The sequence below is a fragment of the Streptomyces tauricus genome, assembly GCF_014650955.1.
GTDB classification, from domain to species: Bacteria; Actinomycetota; Actinomycetes; order Streptomycetales; family Streptomycetaceae; genus Streptomyces; species Streptomyces tauricus.
Genome location: NZ_BMVY01000047.1, coordinates 1 through 17,658, shown reverse-complemented (window position 1 = coordinate 17,658; position 17,658 = coordinate 1). Strand labels below are relative to the sequence as shown.

Below are 17,658 nucleotides of genomic sequence, written 5' to 3'. Positions count from 1 at the left end.
TTCCACGATCACCACCTGCACACCGTGTGGTGCCAGGGTTTGGACGACCGGACTGACCTCGAACGTGCCGAGCCATCGACAGACCAACGCTGTCGCGCGGAGCTACTGCAGCCAGATCATCGTGCGGAGCAGCTCGAATCCGGCTCGGACATCACATCTCCTAGTGGGGCGTGTTCTTTCTGAGCGGCGCCACATGCCCTCCGCCCCATATGCCCTCGGTGCCGCATGCCCTCCGCGCGACAGGCCGGGCGGTCGGTGACCGCCCGGCCTGTGCGTCACGGGTTCACACAACCGATGGTGCCGACGGGGAAGTCGTTGCCCGTCGAGCCGGCTGTGAAGCCCAGCGTGGTGCTGCCGTCGGCAGCCACGGTGCGGTTGTGGTCGGCATTGCGGACCGTGACCGTGCCATCCGAGGCCGTGGTCATCGAACCGTTCCACACACTGTTGATCTTCGTTCCGGTGCCTGGTTTCCACCGGACCGCCCAGCCGTCGAGTGGCTGCGTCCCGTGATTCATGACCTGGACGGAGCCCTGGAAGCCGCCGCTCCAGGAGTTGACCACTTCGTACACGGCCATGCAGGAGCCGGTGTGTGTCGGGGTGGGGGTCGGAGACGTCGGCTCGGGAGTCGGCGTGCCGCCGCCGCCCCGGAGGCCGGTGACTTCGCCGTTGCCGCCGTCGAAGACGACATCCGAGCAGGAGAAGAAGTTCTCCTGGCTGTCCGAACGGACCCACTGTATGAAGATCACCGCATTACCGGAACGCCCCGCGGGCAGCCTGAGGTCCCAGTAGTAGTGACCGCCGTTGGTTCCCGCCGAGCCCTGCTGGGACGGGTTGGTGACCGTCTGGATCAGATCCAGATCGCCCCAGCCCAGCGAGGAGGTCGGCGACCAGCCGGGCTTGGAGACGTAGACCCGGAAGTCGCCCGGGTGCGCGGCCCAGTTGCTGTACTTGACCCGCATCGTGGCCCCGGACGTCAGGTGCGTCCGCGGCCAGTCCGAACGGGCCAGGTTGTAGGCGGAGAAGTCGTACGGCGACCGGTCACCCGCGCTGCACAGTTTACCGTCCGGGACGTAACCCGCGCCGCGTCCGCCGGCGTTGGAGTCCAGCACGGCGAACCAGTTGTACAGCGCCGTGGCGCCACTCTGGTTGAGGGCGGCGCGGCACGCCGGATTGGTCGGGTCGAGGGCGCCGGTGCCGGTGATGGCATCCAGCTGGCAGAGGTAGGTACGTGACCCCGGCATCATGGCCACGCCGTGAGCCTCGGCCTTGTCCTGGCCGAGAAGGGTCAGACCGAGGGCGCCCAGGAGGGTGGCCACCACTGCCCCGAGGGAGACGAGTCTTGTGCGTAGTGACATACGTAACGACATGCGAGATAGCATGGATTCTCCTGTCCCTGATCGAATGGTGCGAGTGCCCGTATCCGTCCGAGCCGGTTGGTCGATGACGGCTGCGGCGGCCGGGTGTCACGCGGTGGCGCAGGCCGTGCCGTTCAGCGTGAATGCAGCCGGTTTCGCGAAGTCGCCGGTGTACGTGCCCTGGAAGCCGAACGACTGGCTGCCTCCGGCGGTGATCCGTTTGGTGTGGGCAAGCGGACGCGCGGTCACCGCTCCCGAGTCCGGGGTGACGGTGGCGTTCCAGGCGCTGGTGATTCGCTGTCCGGAGGGCTGGTTGAAGCCCAGCTGCCAGTCGTCGACCGGAGTTGGGCCGCCGTTGCCCACGGTGACGTTCGCGGTGAAGCCGCCGGACCAGACATTGGTGGCGTAGGACACCGTGCAGACCGCCGGATCGGTGGGATCGCCCGGCGTGCTGCCGCCTGTGGAGACGGTGGAGGAGAACGAGTTCACCGCCAGCCCCGCGCCGCCCTGCCAGGGTTCGAAGCCCGCTTGGACGCTCGTCAGATACCAGTCGGACCGGGCGAGTCCGCGGGCGACCGCCTGGTCGACGAAGTCCATGACGTCGAAGGTCCAGCTGCTGACCGCCGCCGGAGCGACGAAGGACAGCACGTCGTTGCCGCCGTTGTTGCCGCTCCACACCTCCCAGGTACGGCCGCCCACGGAGGCCGTACCGACCGGCGAACCGATCGGTTGGATCGGGCCCACCCGGTTGAACCAGATCATGATTTCGGTCTGGTTCACGCCGTCGGTGCGGGGCGTCGGGTCCAGCCAGATGTCGTACGAGGCGTTGTAGACCGCATTGTCGACATAGCCATACGAGATGCTGCTGGGGGCGGTCGAGATGGTGTCGATCCTCGCCGGGAGGTTTGTCCCCGGTGAGCACCTGGTGTAGTGGCAGCCGTTGAAAATCGAGGGGTACGACTTCGGGGCGCCGTTCGTCGGTACCGAACCGTCGGCTTGGGTGATCCGGAAGCCGGAGTCGCTCACGCTGATGCACTGGGTGGCGCTGGTGCCCCAGCGGTTGTTCTGGACGACGTAGCGATTCTGGATCGTGGTCGTTCCGTACTGTTCGCAGATCGTGGTGTCCGCGCGGGCCGGCGCCGTCACGGACAGCAGCGTCGCGATGGAGGCGAGAGCTGTGAGGAGCGTTGCCAACAGGCGGCGCGGAGTGTGGGTTTGACGCGGTATCGGTCGCATGGGGAGCCTCTCGGGGAGGTGCGAATGACCGGGCCGAGGGGAGCGTGATCATTTCCATACACAGATGGGAGCGCTCCCATTTCCTTGCTGACAAGGGACTGTAGAAGTCGTACATGTCCCTGACAACCCTGTGCGCGTCGAGGACTCTGAGCAATCTCGAAACCACCAGCTCAACAACGGTGATCCCGCAGATCGGAGGGTGACTGGGAGCGCTCCCGAAACTTTCTGTCAGGTCGACGCGCGCTTCACCAATTCCGTACGCAGAATCACGTGACGCCACGCACCGGAGGAGTCCTGCATCACGTCGAACAGCAACTGGACCATGGTGCGGCCCATTTCCTCCATGGGTTGGCGCACGGTCGTCAGCTGGGGCGTGGTGCGCTGGGCCAGCGGGAAGTCGTCGAAGCCGATCACGGCGACGTCCTCCGGCACCCGGCGCCGCGCCGCCCGCAGCGCCTCCAGCGCACCCGCGGCCATCGTGTCCGACGCGGCGAGCACGGCGTCCACTTCCGGCGCCCGGGCGATGAGTTCGGCGGTCGCGCGGCGTCCGCTCTCCTGCGTGAAATCACCCTCGACGATCCAGGACGGCCTGATCTCGACGCCCGCGCGCTCAAGGCCCTCACGGTACCCACGCAACCGGCTCTGGGCGACGTGCATGTCGGGCGGCCCGGTGACGGTACCGATGGCCGTGCGACCTGTACGTACCAGGTACGCAACCGCGTCACGGGCCCCGCCCACGTTGTCCGCGTCGACGTAGGTCACGGCTTCGTCACCGGAGCGGCGCCCCAGCAGGACGGTGGGCAGACCCGCTTCGGACAGCATGTCGGGCAAGGGGTCCGTGGCGTGGACGGACATCAGCAGGACACCGTCGACGCGGCCGCCGCGTGCGTACTCGACGAAGTGCTGCCGCTCGACGTCCGTGCGGACCAGGGTGAGCAGCAGTTGCACGCCGGTGTCGGTCAGCGCGTCGCCGACGGCGCCGACGACAGCGGAGAAGAAGGGCTCACCGAACTGCCGCCAGTCCGGTTCCGTCATGACCAGCGCAACGGCGTCGGCACGCCGTCCGGCCAGGGAGCGGGCGGCCAAGTTGGGTACGTACCCCAATTCCGCGATGGCGCGTTCCACGGTCACGCGGGTCGAATGCCTGACTCCGGCCGCGTTGTTGATGACCCGGGAGACGGTTCCCCGCCCGACTCCGGCGAGCGCTGCCACTTCCTCCAGCGTCGGCGTGCCAGGGCGCTGTCTGCCCATGTCGACCTCCCCCACGAGATCATCCGATAGTACGGCTACAGCCGTGCCGATCGATGGGTCTCGGCAGAGCGGCCCGGCCACGACGCGTCCGAGCCGACTCGGACTGATCCGCTGAGGGCAGTCGACCGGATCGCCCCCTCGCCCCTGGGGTGTAGCTCTCCTCCAGTGAGATCGCCCTGGTGGGTTGTTGCTGCCATGGATCGTTTGCCGGATCGTCGTGTCCAGGGTTCGGGGCTGGGAGGCGGCGATGGTGTCGTGGCTGGAGGAACTGGATCGGCGGGAGGCTGCCGCACGGGTTCGGATCACTGAACTGCGGGGGCAGATCGCTGAGGTGACGGGGCAGCTGGCCGAGCAGGAAGCCGTGGTTTCCCGGTTGGAGATCACCCGGGAGACGATGACCGAGATCCTGTCCGGTTACGGGCCGATCACCGGCGCGGATGGGGAGACGGAGCCGGAAGGCGAAGCCGGGGCACTTGAGGAACCAGCGGCGCAAGCGGACCGGTTCGAGGCCGGCTCACCGGTTGGGGTGCGGCTGGTGCCGTTGTGGACGGACCAGTTGGGGGTTGAGGCGCTGCCGGATGCGTACGCAGACATCGTGGAGGTGCTCGCCGACACGGTACATCCGATGCGAGCGCATCAGCTGTGCTCCGTGTTGGGTCTGTCGACGGACAAAAGCAAGGTGGAAGGGTTCCGGTCGAAGCTGGCGCGGCTGAGCGGGCGGGACTGGATCGCCGAGGTGGCGCCAGGTTTGTTCGCTTCGCGGGACACGGCGCCTCCGGGGCGTGCGCCCGGGCGCGGCAACGACTCCGTGGTGTCGCCTCGCGCCGGTGAGCGGGAGGGCTCTCGCGCCTGGCGTCGAGGGTGACGAGACCATTCGATGCCCCGGAAAGAGAGCCCGATGCAAGACTACGAGCACGCCGCGACGGCTGACCCGTTTGCCAAGGCGGTTTCTTTCTTCACTCAGCTGATCTGCGATCTCTCCGGCCCCGCCGCGCTGGCCCTGCCCCATCAAGACGTGGAGGAGACGGCCGCGGCGCGGGGCCGGGAACTGGCCCGGCTGCTGCTGCAGGCCCACCTCGACCTGCGCGCCCGCCACGAGGAGGCGGAGCTGACCGCGCTGGATCCATACGCACGTGCAGCCCTCGCCGGCGGACGCACCCGGCTGGAGCGTGGGCATCACAGCGAACTGGCCACCAGCGTCGCGACGGTGAGGGTCACCCGGTGCGTGCTCCGGTCGCCGGGGCAGGCCAACTGTTATCCGGCCGATACGGCGCTCGGCCTGCCGCACGAGCGGTACAGCCTCGGAGTGCGCAAGCTGACCGTGCTCGAGGCGGTGCGCGGCTCGTATGACACCGTGATGGAGGCGATCACCCGCTGCTGCGGGAAGGTCGTGGGCGAACGCCAGGTCGAACACCTCGTGCAGGCAGAGGCGGTGGACGTGGCCGCGTTCCACGCTGCCCGGATCCCCACGCCGCAGAGCGCGGACGTGCTGCTGGTGCTGTCCGCGGACGGCAAGGGGATCATCATGCGGCCGGGCCATCTGCGCGAGGCCACCCGCAAGGCGGCCGAGCGTGCGAAGCAGACCTTCCGCACCCGGCTGGCCGTAGGGGAGAAGGCGGGGCGCAAGCGGATGGCGACCCTGGCCGCCGTCGACGACGCCGACCCGGCCGTGCGCCGCCCGCACGACATCATCGCCACGCCCGGCGGTCGCAGCACCGCCCGCATGCCGCGCCCCGGTCCGAAAGCCCAGGCCAAGTGGCTGGCAGGATCAGTCGAGCACGATCCCGAGCACGTCATCGCCGCCGCCTTCGACCAGGCTCAGGCCCGTGACCCGCAGCACCGCAGGTGCTGGGTTGTCCTCGTCGACGTCGCCCGCCACCAACTCGACCTGATCCAGGCCGAGTCCGAACACCGCGGCGTGAACATCCACATCGTCCTCGACCTGGTCCACCTGATCGAGAAACTCTGGGCCGCGTCCCGCTGCTTTCATGCTCTCGCCGATCCGGCTGTCGAGGACTGGATCGCCGTCAAGGCCGCCCGTGTCCTGCGCGGATGCGGCCGACAGGCCGCCGACGAGATCCGCGCCGACAGGTTAGGACGTCGGTGGTCTGCAGCCCGCGCCCGGCGAGCGGGCCACCCGCAAAGCGAACCATCACAGCAGCACCTCCATCTGGCGGGAGCGTCCCGGCCCTGCGCGGTGTCGGACCATAACGGACCGGGCATGCCATGGGCGAAAGAGCGGTGACCACAAGGGGGATGGGCGATGACGAAGCTCGGCCAAGGGGCACTGTTCCTGTTCTACTACCTCGACGTTGTCGCTGTTCTCGCCATCGGGGACTGGATTTCCGATGTGGGTCCTCCTTTGCTTTATGGCAGCCCGGTCGCTTTCGTCGCTGGGTTCGTCACCCAGGCGGCACGTGACGTCTATCGGCGAAATGCGGAACGCAACGCGCTTCTGTAAGAGCCCTGTTGGACAGCGCAGCCTGGAACCGTGCTGGACATAGTGCAGAAGGTTCCCGTGCCGCGCTGCCGGGCAGTCCAACTTCGACGGCAAACGATCCAGCATCGATGTCACCGGACAACAGCCATGATCCAAAGACTGATGACCGTGGCCGCGATGGCGGCGCGCGTCCTCTCCGCTTCTGCCCGCCCACCACTCAGGCAGAAGCCAGCACCCCCTCCGCGGCTTTGGCACACGCATCCGCTGCCGCGCCGTGCGAGAGCAAGTGGCGCGCCCTGCAACGTGTCGCGGTCCGGCACGCCGGCGACAGGCGTCCAGGCCCGTACGACGGGCCGGTGACGACGATGAACTCACCCCGTTCATCACTACCTCAGCCGCGGCTAGAGGGCCCGCTCCTGCATCGTCGCGATCGCACACGCGCAAGAGCGGGCCGGCCTACCGGGCATGCGGGAAGGGCAGGAACCTCTGGCGCATCGTGCCCGGCGGCCAGATCCCTCAGACCTGCCTAAAACGACTCTGACTTTTCCGCAGTCACCCGGTGGGCGCAAGCGGCGGCTCCGACGGATCTGCACCACTGTTCCCAACTTCCTGGATGCGCCACCTACCGTCACTCGGAGACACCGACCGCTCCCGCACTCGGAAGGCCACTGGGTCTCCTCTGACCAGAAAGCCGAAACGAGATCCGCCTCGGACAGGTCGGCCTTCGTGAGCGTCGCCCCGGACAGGCGGGCCTTCGTGAGCGTCGCCCGGGTGGCAGAGCAGCGGTGCGCGAACACGCCGAGGAGTTCGGCCGACGGGCAGCCGTCGCCTGAGTGATTCGGCGATACCCACGGCAGGGGGCGTCGTGCTGACGATGTCACGCTCGGCCACCCGTACACCTCCAGAGAAGTCAACTCACATGGGACGGAAGGAGAGCTGCGGCGTCCAGGTTCACTGGGCGCGGCAGGTCCTGAGGTAGCTGAGGAACGATGCCTGCAGCCCGGTCACGTGGGTTTCGTGCATGAGTGCGCTGGTGACGGATCCGCCGCGTGAGGTGAGGCGGTGAAGGAACGTGGCCGTGTTCTTCGTGAGGTTCTGGTAGACCGCCAGGTCTCCGAGGATCTCCTGCTCGTTGAAGGTCACGTGCAGCTTGGTGTCGGGCAGGGTGTCACCCATTGCTTCCAGCCGGGCGAAGACCTGACTGTCTGCATTGACGATGCCGGGGCTGCCCGCGCCGATGCTTTCGAAGAAGGTGCTCTTGGTGAGCCAGGCGTAGAGACTGAAGAGTCCGCCGTAGGAATAGCCAAAGAGGCCATGACCGCTCGCGGCTGTGCCGTAGTCGCGTTCGATCCGCGGGTGCAGGTCGTCGGTAAGGAAGTTCAGGAACATGTCCCCGCGGCTGTCGCTCAATTCGGCGAGGTAGGCGTTGGCTTGCTCGCGCGTCATCGTGCCCCTGTCGACCCCCATCTCCACCGCATCGATGAACTCCTTCGCGATGGGTTCGCCGGGGGGCACGAGGTCGCGGTTGCGCAACCGCTCCCAGTGCTCGGCTTCCTCGCCCGCGTACCCCACGCTGACTTGCACGTAGGGCTGAACCGACTGCATGGGGTCCAGTTGGGTGACGATGAGCGGGGCGGTCATGCCCACGGCCCAGTTGCCGTCGAGTACGTACACGACAGGTGCTTGCGCTGTGGCAGGGTCGTAGCGCGGTGGCGCGGTGACCCAGACGCCGTAGTCGTGCCCACCGCTGGAGCGCATCTCGAAGTAGTCGGTGTGGGGGAGGCAGCCCTGCCACATGGTGCTCATCTGAGGTCCTTTACGATCTGGCCGGCCTGGCTGACCAGGACGGCGTTGGTGGGGTCGGAGAACAGTTCCGGGTCTTCCAGCGGATTGCCGTTCCACAGAAGAAGGTCTGCCTGCGCGCTAGGAGCGATGACACTCACCTTCGGCGGTGTCGTGCAGCAGCTGCTCGACGACGGCGAACGTAGGCGCGAGGGCAATCTCGCGAGTGGCCATCAGGGCCGCGCATCGCGTATGCCCTCGTTGTTGTGGGCGTGGACTGTCATATAGGTGTTCTGCGCCGCGGCTTCTTGAACTGCGACAGCGATCTCTTCGACGGCGAACTGGGTGTCGGTCAGCCGATCATGTCCGCCCACCACTCCGCCTGTCACACAGAGCTTCGGGAAGGAGGCTCCGCGACGGAAGGCTTCGCGGACGTTGTGCCGCAACTCGTCCGCGTTGCCCGCCATCATGGAGAGGGCGCACAGACCCGGGATGTGGTGGCTGCTCCACAGCTCGGTGGGTTCCCATGCGGCTCCGTAGTAGCCGTGTCCGCCGATCTGGCACTGAACAGGTCCGCACGACAGGACGCTAGGCCCTCTGACCTTGCCGTTCGCGATGGCGGTGACGACACCGCCATCGATCCCGCCGGTGTCGCGAACCGTGGTGAAGCCGGCGTCGAGCGTCGCGCCGACCGTGGCGAGGATGTCCGCCGCGATCTCGGCGGCGCTGATCTGAAACGAGAAGTGCGGCTGGATCGGGCTCGACAGGCCCAGGTGGGCGTGAGCGTCGTTCAGGCCGGGCGTCATCGTCAAGCCCTCGGTATCGAGACGCTCGCCGTGCGCGCTGGAGGCGCCGAGGCGGGTGATGCGGCCGCTCTGGATCGTGAGGCCGAGGTTGCCGGGATCGCGCCCCGATCCGTCGATGACCATCGCGCCGACCACATGGTCAGGTCCCATCGTCGATCCTCCGCTGTTGCGAGCTTCTTTTCCAATGGATAAACTGTGGGAGTGATCCTGTCAACTTCGCAACGCAACGTCAGTGCGCGCGAACGACTCCTGGCACGGCTTCTCGACGCCTTCGGTGAGGCCCTTCCCCCGCCGGCGATGTCGCTCCGCGAGATCGCCGCCCGGATCGAGACCAGCCACGCCCTGTTGCGCTACCACTTCAGGTCGCTCCCGGGCGTCTTGGCCGCCATGCTCACGGCCCAGCGATCCCGTGACAACGAGGCACTTCTGGAGGCGGCCCAGCAGGGAACCTTCGACGATTTCGTCGCGGCGATCTGGCGTACTTACACCCGGCCGGAGCAGCTGTCGCGTGTCCGCGGCTTCTTCCACGTCGTCGGCCTGGCCGCGTACGCCCCCGAGGACTTCCGTGAGTTCGTGGAGTCGATCGACGACCTGACCGTGATGCTGTCCTCACTCGCGGAACGCGAAGGGCTCGAGGCGAAGGAAGCGCGGGAGGTGGCCACCGTCACCATCGCCGCGATTCGCGGCCTCCTTCTGCAGAAAGTCCTCACTCCCGGAACCCGCTCGCAGGACGCGGTCACCTTGATCCTGCGCATGAGCGATGGCCGACCCGCTCCACGATCACGTCCGGAACGTTGAGCAGGCCCTCGGCCCTTGCTGCCGCCTCACCTGATCCCTCAGACCCTGTCTGCGGACGCGCTGACCAGCAGCCTCGACCCTTGGTTGCTGGACTAGCCTCGCCGTTTCGCTTGGGTACGGCTGGCTTTGGGGCGGGAACGCGAAAGTGCCTTCCTGACCTGGGGCGATGAATCTTGCTGAGGGGTTCTGTCGGTCCAGGCGGAGGGCACTTTCTACGTGCAGGCTATCGGGTTGCGTCCCAAGGTCCAGGTCAGTGCCGATGGTTCGGGAGTGGTCGGGCATGCCGGGGCGCGGTTGCTGGCGGATCTCGCTGATGCCACCGGGCTGACGGCCGCGTACTCCGCCGCTCTCAGGTCGCTTCGGCCGCGCGGGACCGGGCATGATCCGGGCCGGGTCGCCACCGATCTGGCGGTGATGTTCGCCGATGGTGGTAAGGCGATCGCGGATCTGGCCGTGCTGCGGGACCAGGCAGGGGTGTTCGGCCCGGTCGCCTCCACGCCCACCGCTTGGCGGTTGCTCGCCGACACCGACGAGGCTGCACTCGCTTCGCTGCGAGCCGCCCGCGCCTCAGCCCGGTAAGTCGCCTGGATGCAGGCTGCCGAGACCGGCGAGGGCATACCTGCGCGATCGGCGCGACCGCGGCCTCGGGAGCTCTGGTCCTGCTCGCGGTCGCGACCCGGCTGATGCCGATCTCGGTCTTCGCCGTGAACCTCAGCTGCGCCCTCGGCTTCGGCCTCGCCGTCGACTACGCCCTGTTCACCCTCGCCCGCTACCGGGAGGAGCGCGCCCGCGGTCTGGACGCCGAACAGGCTGTGGGGCGGGCGATGTCCACCACCGGCCGGGCCGTCGTCTTCTGCGCCCTGACCATGGCCTGGTGCATGGCGGGCCTGCTCGTTTTCCGCTGGGGCTGATTCGTTCCCTCGCGATCGCCTCGCTGATCGTCGTTGCGTTCTGCGCCGCCGGCACCCTGTTCCTCCTTCCTGTCCTGGTCGCCGCTCTGGGCGGCCGGCTCGATGGTCCACGTCTGCCGAGTCGCGGACCCTGGTGCCGGGGCTCCGGCGACCTGTCGGTCAGCCCGGCCTGGCGACGGGCTGCCGTAGCGGTCACCGCACGGTCCTGGCTGTGGGGAACGGCCGGGGCCGTCCTCCTACTGGGCCTGGCCCTGCCCGTCGCGGGGCTTCGGCCCGCGCTGACCGACGAGTCCGTCCTCCTACCCAGCGCCGAGGCGCGGACAGCCGCCGCGCCGTCCGCGCGGACTTCTCCTTCGCACCGGAACAGCAGCCGTGGTACTGCCCCGAACTGACGCGGCGTCCCGGGCCACCGAACTCGACGCGTATGCCCGCACGCTGGCCGCACTGCCCGGCGCGGCCCGCGTGAGCACGGCGGCAGGCGAATACGCTGAGGGCCGGCGCGTCGCGAAGCGTCACACGGGAGCGGCTTCCCGCACCGGCGCGCTGGTCACGGTCTTCGGCGCCGACCCGGTCCAGTCCTCGGAGACCAGCGCCCTGGTCGACGCCGTACGCGCCACCCCGGCTCCGGGCCCGGCCCTGGTGACCGGGACAGCCGCCCACTTCGACGACACCCGGCAAGCCGTCATGGACGCGCTCCCCTGGTGGACGGGGCTCACCTTGTGCGCTGTGTTCATCATGCTGCTGCTGTTCACCAGGAGCCTGCTGGTGGCGTTGAAGGCCGCCGTCCTGGGCGCGCTCAGCATCGGCGCCGCCCTCGGCCTGATGGTCCTGCTCTTCCAGCGCCTCCAGCTCCTCGGACCGCCGGCCACGGGAGGCGCGAGCACGCTGGAGATCACGATGCCGCTGCTCGCTGCCGCGCTGGCCTTCGGGCTGTGCGTGGACTACGAGGTCTTCCTCGTCTCCCGCATGGCAGAGGAGTGGCGGCGCACCGGGCACAACACGGCCGCCATCGTCTTCGGTATCGAGCACACGGGACGGCTGTTCACCACTGCGGCGCTGGTGGTCGCCGTGAGCATGGGCGCGCTGATGCTCTCCCAGGTCAGCCTGCTGGTGGCGCTGGGCACGACGCTGGCGGCCATCGTCCTCATCGACGCCACCGTCGTACGAGGCGTGCTGGTCCCGGCGTTCAGGCAACTGGCGGGCCGGGTGAACTGGTGGTCACCGCCAACGCCCGGCCGGGCAGCGCCCACCACGGCTCCCGCACCCGCCCCGAAGCACCGAACCGGTGACCACGGACTGAGGAGATGTGTTGGGCACGGTGGTGCTCGAGAAGAAACGTCCGGCGGGGAGCACCCTCCGCGCCAACCCGTCCAGCAGATCATGCCCGACGGCCGGGGCCGACCGAGTACGCCTAGGTGGTTCGGGCGGGCCAGCTCCGTCACTGACTCACACTCAGTCAACCGTAGCGAGAAGCCGGTCCAGACGGCGTGAAGCGGCTCTGCGGCATCTTCGGGCTCTCCCAGTCGTACGTGGTCACCGCCGGGACCGCCTCACACACGGGCCGCTTGCAGCGCGCAACTGCTGAGTGAGGGAAGGGCGCGCGCCGTGGGGGAGTCGGGCTCGACCGTGTAGATCACCAGTTGTTGGTCGGAGCTCTGGGGGAGTGTCACCGCTTCGACGCCGAACTCGAGCGGCCCTCCTGTCGGGTGCGTGATGTGCTTGGTGACCGATGTGCGGTCCCCTGGCCGGGACGGATCCGGAACATCCGGGTGACTGGAGACGGGTGGAGCGCCACTTCCGCGACGGACACACCGAGACCTGGTGGGCTGTTGATGCCCGCCTGGCCGGCTACGGCCCCGACTGCCCGCGCCGCCCGGTGGTGGCCACCACCGATCCGGGCGTGCTGCCGGAGAAAGCCACCTGGTTCCTGGCCACCGACCTGCCCCGCCCCGACGTCCCGCACGCCGCCACCGGCCCGCGCCCACAGGCCGGCCTCGCCGAACCGTCCGGCTCTACGGGCTGCGGCCCTGGACCGAGCAGAGCTACGAGCAGATCAAGGACGGACTGGGCCGGGCCGACTTCCAGGTCAGCTCCGACCGAGCCATCCGCCGTCACCAAACCCCCGTCAACTGCCCCTTCCTTCTGCTGGACCGGTGGTTCGCCCCACCCGGCCCTCTGGACACCACCGCGCCCGATCGGGCCTGATGGCGTGCCAGGGAGAGGGCTCAGCCACATCCCACCAGCACCAACGGCCTTGCTGGCCCGGGCCCTTACGGGCGGTCCGTTCCTGGCTCACCCCCGCCGTCACTCTGTACCGGTGCTGGCAAGCCTGGACGGACAAGGACCTGCCCTCCGAACTCCAGGCCCCCGGTCATCAACCCGATGCCACAAGACATGGCCCCACGCCAACGGCGGGCACCCAATCATGTGATGAGAACGGATTCTGGCGCCCTGTCAGGAGGCCGCGAGCATTCCGCCGTCCACCGCGACGTTGGCCCCCTGAATGAAAGACGCACCCGGCGACGCAAGGAACGCGATCACGGCGGCGACCTCTGCCACTTCTGCAGGCCGCTGCGCCGGAGTGGTGGACGCGAAGGCATGCATCTGGTCGAGCATGTGCGCGTTGGCCGGCGTCAGCACGACGCCCGGGCTGACGGTGTTGACCCGGACGCCGCGGGGCCCGTACTCGGCCGCCCAGGAGCGGGTGAGCGCTTCCAGTGCGGCCTTCGTCGCCGACGTCAGCGCGATCCCGGGTACCCCCTTGCTGGCTGCGGCCATCGACACGTTTACGACAGTGCCCTGGCCGCGTTCGGCCATCGCGGGGGCGAGCGCCGAGGTGAGCAGGAACGGCGCCCGCATGTTGATCGCGATGCGCAGCTCGAAGTCCTCGATCGAGGTGTCCGCGCTCGGTGCGTAGATGCCGGGTTCGAAGGCGTTGTTGACGAGTACGTCGATGCCGCCGGTCACCGTCTCAGCGCGCTCGGCCAGCTCGCGGACCTGCGCGACGTCACCGAGGTCTGCCAGCAGCAGCGTCGCCGTCCCGCCAGCGGCCTGGATCTCCTCGCAGACCGACTGCCCGCGTTCCGCGTCGCGGCCGTGCACGACGACCGACATGCCCGCCTGGGCAAGGGCCACCGCGGCCGCGCGACCGACGCCGCTCGTTGATCCGGTAACGAGAGCGGTACGAGGTGCGTGGCCCTGCGTGCCTTGGGTTGTCACTATGATCTCCTTGTCGGAATGAACGTTCATTCCTATGATGGCGGAGCGCGGCGGATCATCACAACTCCGCTGCTGAACGGAAGGTTCGTCCATGAGTGAGCTGAGGATCCCCGGATCCATCGCCAGCAGTGGCGTGGCGACCGCGGCTATGCGGGCGCCCGAAGGCACCCGTCCCGACGCGTTGTTCGACGATCTGCTTGCGCGGCTCCTCGTTTCCCTGAGGGGCGAGGTGCCCGCGGACCAGCGGGACTATCTCGCCGACGGGGTCAGCGCGACCTCACCGCTGACTCGGATGATGGGGGACTACATGGCGGTCCGCACCCACTTCTTCGATACGCACCTGCGCGCGACCGCGGCCGCCGGGTCCCGCCAAGTGGTTCTGCTCGGCTCAGGACTCGACGTCCGCGCCTACCGCATGCCGTGGCCGCGCGGCACCCGGATCTTCGAGATCGACAGTGCCGAGGTCCATGCGTTCAAGGACGAGTTGCTTGCCCGGACGGATCTGAGACCGACCGCCGAGCGGATCAGGATTTCCTCAGATGCGACGGGGGAGTGGCGTGAAATGCTCGCCGCGGCGGGGTTCGACAACGCTCGGCCGTCGTCGTGGCTGCTTGAGGGGCTGTTGTTCTATCTGGACCGCCAGATCTGCGATGACATCGTCAAAGGCATCGCCGGCGGCCCTGCGCCGATGACCTGGCTGGCCGGTGACTACGCGACCTCGACGCCACAGGAACGAGCGGATTTCGCTGCTCGGAACCGTACGGACGACAAAGCCCCTGACAGTGCGGACATCATCACCGACGGGATCCTCCCGCACGCCGCGCCTGGTCCGGGTGCTCCGCCTGCGCAGTGGCTTTCACCGGCAGAATGGAACGTCACGGAGTCGACGTTCGCCGCACACGGGACCACACTCGACAGGCGGGTGCCCGATCACTGGGATTCCCGACGGGGCGGCGAGAGCTTGTGGCTGTTCCACGCCGTTCAGAAAGCTTCGTGAACACCGGCTCATTGAGGAGCGCGTCAGCACCATGGCAAAACTGAGCGAACAACAAGTCCGTGACCGTCGCCAGGCGATCATCGATGCCGCCACGGCGCTCTTCGCTCAACAGGGATTCTCCGATACCTCGATGGCCGACATCGTGGATGCCTCCGGCGTCGCAACGGGGACGGTCTACCGCTATTTCGACAACAAGGACGCGGTCGTGATGGCGGTGAGTGAAAGCGCACTCGGTGTTCGTTTCGATGCGGAAAGCAGTAACCTCGTGCCGCTCGACGAAGCGATAGAGGCGCTGATGGCAGCCGCAACCGACCAGCGACGAGGACAGATCAGCAGCCAGGTGTGGGCGAAGGCGACGAGCTCGGCCCGGCTGCAGTCAATGATCGCTGAGCGCCACGTCCGAGTGCGCGGGTGGCTGGCCCGCTCGATCGAGCAGACGTCCGGTGAGCCCGGTCCGGCAGCCCAGCGACGGGCTGAGCTCATCCTCTGCGCGCTGAGCGGCCTTCAGATCCGGGTGGCGTCCGGTGTGGAAGTTGACACCGAAGCGTTCCGCGAAGAGCTGCTTGCGTTCGCAGACTGATCAGGAACTGGAATCGGCGCACGCTCACACGACAAGATCTGTGGCCATCTTCGCGTACAGGCGACCTACGGTGCCCGTGAAGGTGTGCTGCGTCCTGCATCCACGGCGCTCGTCCCGCCTTCATCGCACAGACCCCCCGGCTCGACAACCCTGACGGCCGTTAACCGCCGTGACCGGGATGGTGCGGACGCTGAGCGTCGAGCCGGCTCCAGTGCGGGTGAACGCGATCCACCCCCGGCCGATCGAGGACAGCCCGTTCTGGCGGGGCAGGGCAGGGCGGGACTGGCCGGAACCCTTGACAAGTTCCAGCAAAGACGCTGACCGGCGAGCTCGGCGGCATGGCCGACATCGTCGATGCCTGTCGGTTCCTGCTAAAGAACCGACAGGCCAACGGGATCGCCCCGCCCCGTCGATGGCGGACATCCATGAGACCGGACACAGCGCGCCGTCGTAATTCATCAGGCTTGGGTCAACCAGGCGTCTTGCATCGCTCAACACCCCGAAATATCGGGGGAGCAGCATGCTGCGCAATTGTAATCCCTGCAGTGAACGCATGACTAACCGAGGTAAATACCCTTCACAGAAGGAGAACACTCATGAAAATTGGTATCGGAATTCCCAATCAGATACGCGATGTGAGAGCAGACGTCATTCCGGAGTGGGCGCGTCGCGCAGAACACGCGGGGTTTGCCTTTCCTGGGCAGTGTGGGCCGTGTCGCTTACCCGGGGGTGATGGACACAGTCGCGCTGGCAGCGGCGGCAGGTGCCACGAACCGTATCGGGCTCATCAGTAACGTCCTGCTCGGCCCGGTCTGGCCTGCTCGTATGCTGGCCAAGGAGGCTCAGAGCATCGACGGTGTTTCGGGCGGCCGCCTCACCCTCGGTATCGGCCTTGGGGGGCGATGATTTCGTAATACTTCCACTACAGCGCCGACGTTCGATACGTGCACCTTGTTGAGGCGGGTTGGACCCTTCGGCGCATCACCGAAGCGGGCGTCGCGCCGGTATCGACGGTGGACGAGCTTCGCTATCTCCGCGAGGTGAATGTCGACGAAACGATCACTGCGGCATATCGGTTGACGGGCGCCAGCGAAGACGGCGCGCGGTGGCAGGTCTCAGTGGACATGACCAACTCGGACAACGCCGTCGTGGCTACGGTGATGACGACCGGTGCCTGGATCGGGCTTCGGTCGCGGAGGATCACGGCGCCACCGACCTGGCCGCCGCAGTCAACGACCTTAGATCGGACGATTTCGTCATGCTGGAGAATGCCAACCGTCCTCGGCCGCCATCACCGTGACGGGTGCCATCGGTGGGCAGGGCGCCCCTGCCCACCGATGGCAGGGAGAACGGGTTCCACACAGGCGCCCGACTCGCTGACAGTCTCAACGCGGTCGCGCGGTGGCTGACCGGTGCAGTGATTCCGGGCAAGGCCAGTTCGTGCCCGAAGAATGTCCCCTTCGCCCGCGAGCTCCTCGCCTTCCTGTGCGCCCCCACCCCGGCCCGGGTTCCTCGCCTATGCCTCCGAACGTGGAAGCACGCTGATCGACTGGCGTCCACATCTTGCCCAACATCAGCCCCTGGTGACGCGAACGATGCCATCATGTGGGGGCCTCAGCGTTGCCTCCAAGGTATACCGTGCGCACCAGCATCAAGCCGGGCTCGTCGGCCGGGTGACCTGCAGAAAGAACCGCCGGGCGGTGTGTTCACCAAGCCCTGTGATCACGGGCTGGGCCGCTCACACGGCGGGTTCACCACCAGGCCGTACCTTCTGGTCGAGCAGAGCCAACAACCCACGTCGATTCTTGCGACGGCAAGGCAACATGGCGACTCGCTGCAGTTCGAAACGGTGCTGGAGAAAGACAGCCTGCCCCGCGCTGCCCCGCCTCGCCCGGCCGAACCCGCTGCTGCGGCCGGGGTGGATTCGGTGAGTTGCTGGTCGACGGAGGTGACGATGGCGCTGCACAGCGCGGGCCCGCAACCGGGTCACCGCACGGGCCGACGCTGTGCTGCACACACCGACGGGGGCGGTTCCTTCGGCACAGCTGATCATTTCAGAATGAAAGTCGTTGTGGGGCTTGGCAGTTGGGTGCTGTGTCGGCAGATTCCGTTGGGTGTCCGTTGATCTTGTGCCTGATGACCTGTGGGAGCGTGTAGCCCCGTTGTTGCCCGATCGTCCGCCTAGGCAGTGTCTTCAAATGATCACCGCTGGTGGATCATGCAATGCCACGAAGTTAAGGGCCCGATGGTGACGTCAAGGGCTCGGTGAACGGGATCTTGTAG

At 67.5% G+C, this 17,658-nt stretch carries 19 protein-coding genes and 3 pseudogenes; 13 read left to right on the top strand and 9 right to left on the bottom strand.

Going from position 1 to position 17,658, the window contains the following annotated elements:
• Positions 1-275: 275 nt before the first annotated feature.
• The 3 genes from IE278_RS38010 to IE278_RS38000 all read right to left on the bottom strand — a co-directional run bounded on the left by IE278_RS38010 (position 276) and on the right by IE278_RS38000 (position 3,842).
• Positions 276-1,355 carry a lytic polysaccharide monooxygenase auxiliary activity family 9 protein gene (locus IE278_RS38010; RefSeq protein ID WP_189779603.1) on the bottom strand — a complete coding sequence of 360 codons (1,080 nt, stop codon included), beginning with the start codon at positions 1,353-1,355 and terminating at the stop codon, positions 276-278.
• A gap of 108 nt (positions 1,356-1,463) precedes the next feature.
• Positions 1,464-2,591 (bottom strand): GH12 family glycosyl hydrolase domain-containing protein, encoded by a 1,128-nt coding sequence (locus tag IE278_RS38005; protein WP_189779576.1) that lies wholly within the window; start codon positions 2,589-2,591, stop codon positions 1,464-1,466.
• A gap of 228 nt (positions 2,592-2,819) precedes the next feature.
• Positions 2,820-3,842, bottom strand: coding sequence for a LacI family DNA-binding transcriptional regulator (locus IE278_RS38000; protein ID WP_189779575.1), 1,023 nt, complete (start codon positions 3,840-3,842; stop codon positions 2,820-2,822).
• A gap of 247 nt (positions 3,843-4,089) precedes the next feature.
• On the opposite strand from IE278_RS38000, the gene IE278_RS37995 reads away from it, so the two are divergent.
• From IE278_RS37995 to IE278_RS37985, 3 genes are read left to right on the top strand one after another with little or no spacing between them, the layout of a single operon-like run.
• Positions 4,090-4,707, top strand: coding sequence for a hypothetical protein (locus IE278_RS37995; RefSeq protein ID WP_189779574.1), 618 nt, complete (start codon positions 4,090-4,092; stop codon positions 4,705-4,707).
• A gap of 33 nt (positions 4,708-4,740) precedes the next feature.
• On the top strand, positions 4,741-6,087 hold the full coding sequence (locus tag IE278_RS37990; protein WP_189779573.1) for an ISKra4 family transposase: 1,347 nt from the start codon (positions 4,741-4,743) through the stop codon (positions 6,085-6,087).
• A gap of 18 nt (positions 6,088-6,105) precedes the next feature.
• Positions 6,106-6,303: a hypothetical protein gene (locus IE278_RS37985; protein ID WP_189779572.1), complete on the top strand. Its 198-nt coding sequence runs from the start codon at positions 6,106-6,108 to the stop codon at positions 6,301-6,303.
• Between the two features lie 380 nt (positions 6,304-6,683).
• Here IE278_RS37985 and IE278_RS43335 read toward each other — a convergent pair whose 3' ends face one another.
• The 4 genes from IE278_RS43335 to IE278_RS37970 form a co-directional block, all read right to left on the bottom strand.
• Positions 6,684-7,079 carry a pentapeptide repeat-containing protein gene (locus IE278_RS43335; protein ID WP_213089770.1) on the bottom strand — a complete coding sequence of 132 codons (396 nt, stop codon included), beginning with the start codon at positions 7,077-7,079 and terminating at the stop codon, positions 6,684-6,686.
• Positions 7,080-7,233: 154 nt separating this feature from the next.
• Positions 7,234-8,088 carry an alpha/beta hydrolase gene (locus IE278_RS37975; RefSeq protein WP_189779570.1) on the bottom strand — a complete coding sequence of 285 codons (855 nt, stop codon included), beginning with the start codon at positions 8,086-8,088 and terminating at the stop codon, positions 7,234-7,236.
• Positions 8,085-8,225, bottom strand: a complete 141-nt coding sequence (locus IE278_RS42650) for a hypothetical protein (protein WP_246571405.1) — start codon at positions 8,223-8,225, stop codon at positions 8,085-8,087. Before IE278_RS42650 ends, IE278_RS37975 begins: the two co-directional genes overlap by 4 nt.
• Positions 8,226-8,297: 72 nt before the next feature.
• Entirely contained in the window at positions 8,298-8,993 is a 696-nt protein-coding gene (locus IE278_RS37970; protein ID WP_246571402.1) for an amidohydrolase family protein, read from the bottom strand.
• A gap of 78 nt (positions 8,994-9,071) precedes the next feature.
• Between IE278_RS37970 and IE278_RS37965 the strand changes: the two genes are divergently transcribed.
• The 4 genes and pseudogenes from IE278_RS37965 (at position 9,072) to IE278_RS37950 (ending at position 12,070) form a co-directional block, all read left to right on the top strand.
• Positions 9,072-9,668: a TetR/AcrR family transcriptional regulator gene (locus IE278_RS37965; protein ID WP_189779569.1), complete on the top strand. Its 597-nt coding sequence runs from the start codon at positions 9,072-9,074 to the stop codon at positions 9,666-9,668.
• A gap of 186 nt (positions 9,669-9,854) precedes the next feature.
• Positions 9,855-10,313, top strand: a pseudogene (locus IE278_RS37960) (transposase); the annotation flags it as partial.
• 38 nt (positions 10,314-10,351) lie between these two features.
• Positions 10,352-10,579 carry an MMPL family transporter gene (locus tag IE278_RS43330; protein ID WP_246571383.1) on the top strand — a complete coding sequence of 76 codons (228 nt, stop codon included), beginning with the start codon at positions 10,352-10,354 and terminating at the stop codon, positions 10,577-10,579.
• 372 nt (positions 10,580-10,951) lie between these two features.
• Entirely contained in the window at positions 10,952-12,070 is a 1,119-nt protein-coding gene (locus tag IE278_RS37950; RefSeq protein WP_189779567.1) for an MMPL family transporter, read from the top strand.
• A 59-nt stretch (positions 12,071-12,129) separates the two neighbouring features.
• Here IE278_RS37950 and IE278_RS43440 read toward each other — a convergent pair whose 3' ends face one another.
• Entirely contained in the window at positions 12,130-12,294 is a 165-nt protein-coding gene (locus tag IE278_RS43440; RefSeq protein ID WP_213089777.1) for an MmyB family transcriptional regulator, read from the bottom strand.
• Positions 12,295-12,320: 26 nt separating this feature from the next.
• Here IE278_RS43440 and IE278_RS43435 point away from each other — a divergent pair.
• A pseudogene (locus IE278_RS43435) lies at positions 12,321-13,010 on the top strand (IS701 family transposase); the annotation flags it as partial.
• Positions 13,011-13,033: 23 nt separating this feature from the next.
• Here the strand turns inward: IE278_RS43435 and IE278_RS37940 are convergent.
• A complete protein-coding gene (locus IE278_RS37940; RefSeq protein WP_246571377.1) occupies positions 13,034-13,891 on the bottom strand; it encodes an SDR family NAD(P)-dependent oxidoreductase in 858 nt (285 codons plus the stop codon).
• On the opposite strand from IE278_RS37940, the gene IE278_RS37935 reads away from it, so the two are divergent.
• The 5 genes and pseudogenes from IE278_RS37935 to IE278_RS37920 all read left to right on the top strand — a co-directional run bounded on the left by IE278_RS37935 (position 13,890) and on the right by IE278_RS37920 (position 17,500).
• Positions 13,890-14,795, top strand: a complete 906-nt coding sequence (locus IE278_RS37935; RefSeq protein WP_189779566.1) for an SAM-dependent methyltransferase — start codon at positions 13,890-13,892, stop codon at positions 14,793-14,795. The genes IE278_RS37940 and IE278_RS37935 overlap by 2 nt on opposite strands.
• A 31-nt stretch (positions 14,796-14,826) precedes the next feature.
• Positions 14,827-15,375, top strand: coding sequence for a TetR/AcrR family transcriptional regulator (locus IE278_RS37930; protein ID WP_189779565.1), 549 nt, complete (start codon positions 14,827-14,829; stop codon positions 15,373-15,375).
• Positions 15,376-16,107: 732 nt separating this feature from the next.
• Positions 16,108-16,281: an LLM class flavin-dependent oxidoreductase gene (locus IE278_RS41890; protein ID WP_246571374.1), complete on the top strand. Its 174-nt coding sequence runs from the start codon at positions 16,108-16,110 to the stop codon at positions 16,279-16,281.
• A gap of 20 nt (positions 16,282-16,301) precedes the next feature.
• Positions 16,302-16,784, top strand: a pseudogene (locus IE278_RS43325) (thioesterase family protein); the annotation flags it as partial.
• Positions 16,785-17,077: 293 nt separating this feature from the next.
• Positions 17,078-17,500, top strand: coding sequence for a hypothetical protein (locus IE278_RS37920; RefSeq protein ID WP_189779564.1), 423 nt, complete (start codon positions 17,078-17,080; stop codon positions 17,498-17,500).
• The last annotated feature ends 158 nt before the right edge of the window (positions 17,501-17,658 follow it).

Coding starts and splice junctions, on each gene's coding strand:
- IE278_RS38010 (WP_189779603.1), bottom strand. CDS start 1,355: ATGTCACTACGCACAAGACTCGTCTCCCTCGGGGCAGTGGTGGCCACC.
- IE278_RS38005 (WP_189779576.1), bottom strand. CDS start 2,591: ATGCGACCGATACCGCGTCAAACCCACACTCCGCGCCGCCTGTTGGCA.
- IE278_RS38000 (WP_189779575.1), bottom strand. CDS start 3,842: ATGGGCAGACAGCGCCCTGGCACGCCGACGCTGGAGGAAGTGGCAGCG.
- IE278_RS37995 (WP_189779574.1), top strand. CDS start 4,090: ATGGTGTCGTGGCTGGAGGAACTGGATCGGCGGGAGGCTGCCGCACGG.
- IE278_RS37990 (WP_189779573.1), top strand. CDS start 4,741: ATGCAAGACTACGAGCACGCCGCGACGGCTGACCCGTTTGCCAAGGCG.
- IE278_RS37985 (WP_189779572.1), top strand. CDS start 6,106: ATGACGAAGCTCGGCCAAGGGGCACTGTTCCTGTTCTACTACCTCGAC.
- IE278_RS37975 (WP_189779570.1), bottom strand. CDS start 8,088: ATGAGCACCATGTGGCAGGGCTGCCTCCCCCACACCGACTACTTCGAG.
- IE278_RS37970 (WP_246571402.1), bottom strand. CDS start 8,993: ATGGTCATCGACGGATCGGGGCGCGATCCCGGCAACCTCGGCCTCACG.
- IE278_RS43330 (WP_246571383.1), top strand. CDS start 10,352: ATGCCGATCTCGGTCTTCGCCGTGAACCTCAGCTGCGCCCTCGGCTTC.
- IE278_RS37935 (WP_189779566.1), top strand. CDS start 13,890: ATGAGTGAGCTGAGGATCCCCGGATCCATCGCCAGCAGTGGCGTGGCG.
- IE278_RS37940 (WP_246571377.1), bottom strand. CDS start 13,891: ATGGACGAACCTTCCGTTCAGCAGCGGAGTTGTGATGATCCGCCGCGC.
- IE278_RS37930 (WP_189779565.1), top strand. CDS start 14,827: ATGGCAAAACTGAGCGAACAACAAGTCCGTGACCGTCGCCAGGCGATC.
- IE278_RS41890 (WP_246571374.1), top strand. CDS start 16,108: ATGGACACAGTCGCGCTGGCAGCGGCGGCAGGTGCCACGAACCGTATC.